The sequence below is a fragment of the Ochrovirga pacifica genome (assembly GCF_000220525.1).
GTDB classification, from domain to species: Bacteria; Bacteroidota; Bacteroidia; order Flavobacteriales; family Flavobacteriaceae; genus Ochrovirga; species Ochrovirga pacifica.
This window is the reverse complement of record NZ_AFPK01000056.1, coordinates 1-1,296: the sequence shown is the minus strand read 5'-3', so window position 1 is coordinate 1,296 and position 1,296 is coordinate 1. Positions and strand designations below refer to the sequence as shown.

The 1,296-nt window shown below is 32.5% G+C and carries 2 protein-coding genes; both read right to left on the bottom strand.

Translation table 11 applies throughout. The annotated features are described in order from the left end of the window. On the bottom strand, positions 1-837 hold an 837-nt coding region (locus FS85_RS16740; protein ID WP_237706961.1), incomplete at its 3' end, for an IS3 family transposase. Beyond that, positions 783-1,241, bottom strand: a complete 459-nt coding sequence (locus FS85_RS0110785; RefSeq protein WP_010136294.1) for a helix-turn-helix domain-containing protein — start codon at positions 1,239-1,241, stop codon at positions 783-785. The genes FS85_RS16740 and FS85_RS0110785, both read right to left, overlap by 55 nt. Between the last annotated feature and the right edge of the window lie 55 nt (positions 1,242-1,296).

The following is a 1,296-nucleotide window of genomic DNA, read 5'->3' as shown; positions in this document are numbered from 1 at the left end:
TTGGTGTAAATTTACATTATTTTTTCGATAAGATTTGTATTGGATGTTTGGATTAAGATGAACTTCTGCAGGTTTTCTTAAGTTAAGGCTAAAATGTGCTCTAAGGTTATTATAGATATATACTGCTTGGTCGGTTATTTTTTGTGCTAATTCAGTGCTTTTAATAGTTTGTTTTAAGCCATATTCGTGTTTTAGTGTTCTGTTAATGCGTTCAGCAACTGCATTTTCATAAGGATCATATTGTTCTGTCATACTCATTGTAATATTATTATCTTCTGCAAACTGCGTGTATTTAGGGTTGCAGTACTGGAATCCTCTATCAGAATGATGAATGAGTTTTAAATGAGGATATTTTCTGTTTTTAATGGCCATATCGAGCGCTTTTTTGCAAAGTGATGTTCTCATATGGTTATCGAGGTTGTAGCCCATAATTTTCTTGGAATAGGCATCTGTTACTAAAGCAAGATAGTTGTGTCCATTTTCAGTTTTAATGTAGGTAATATCACTTACCCATAGTTGTTCCGGACGAGTAGGGATGTGGTCTTTTACAAGGTTCTTATATTTTTTGTACATATGGTTTGAGTTAGTTGTTGTGATGTAATTTTTGGTTTTAGGTACCAAAAGATTGTTTAGCCTGAGGAATCTATAGAATTTATCTCTACCGATCTTAATATCCGCGTTTATGAAATCCTGTTTTAGTTCAGCATAGAGTTTAATACCACCGGTTTTAGATCCTACTTTTTTACGGTAGTCTTTGACCATTTTAATAAGCTTTTGCTGGTCTATTTCTTGTTTTTGTTGAGCTTTGATTCTTTTGTAGAAGGCTTGTTTAGATATCCCAAAACATCCATAGATCCATTTTCTTTTAAACGGTCTTTCTTCTTTTTTTCTATCTCTTTTGCTAATGTTTTGGGCAATGACTTTTTTGACATATCGACACCTGTAATCAGTTCCATATCAGCGATAATGTCTTGTTGAAAGTCTTTTTGAAACTCCAGTTCTTCAATCTTTTCCTTTAACTTTTTAATTTCGTCGTTTTTACTCATACCATTGTTTTGTTGCACTAAGGTACTGTATTTTCTTAACCAATAGGTAATAGTTGTTCTGGGGACATCATATTTTTTGGAGGCCTGATTGTTAGAAATATGTCCTGTAAGGATTTGGTCAACGACTAAAAGTTTAGTCTCTAAAGTTACTTTTTGATAGGATTTTTTTCGCCAGTGTTCATTTTGTGTTTTCATAAGTGACTATAATTAATGGTTTAATTTTTAGTCAACCTATTTCAGGAAAGTTCAA

What these genes read in the sequence shown, in the direction of transcription:
- FS85_RS0110785 (WP_010136294.1), bottom strand. Translation starts at nt 1,241, where the DNA reads ATGAAAACACAAAATGAACACTGGCGAAAAAAATCCTATCAAAAAGTA.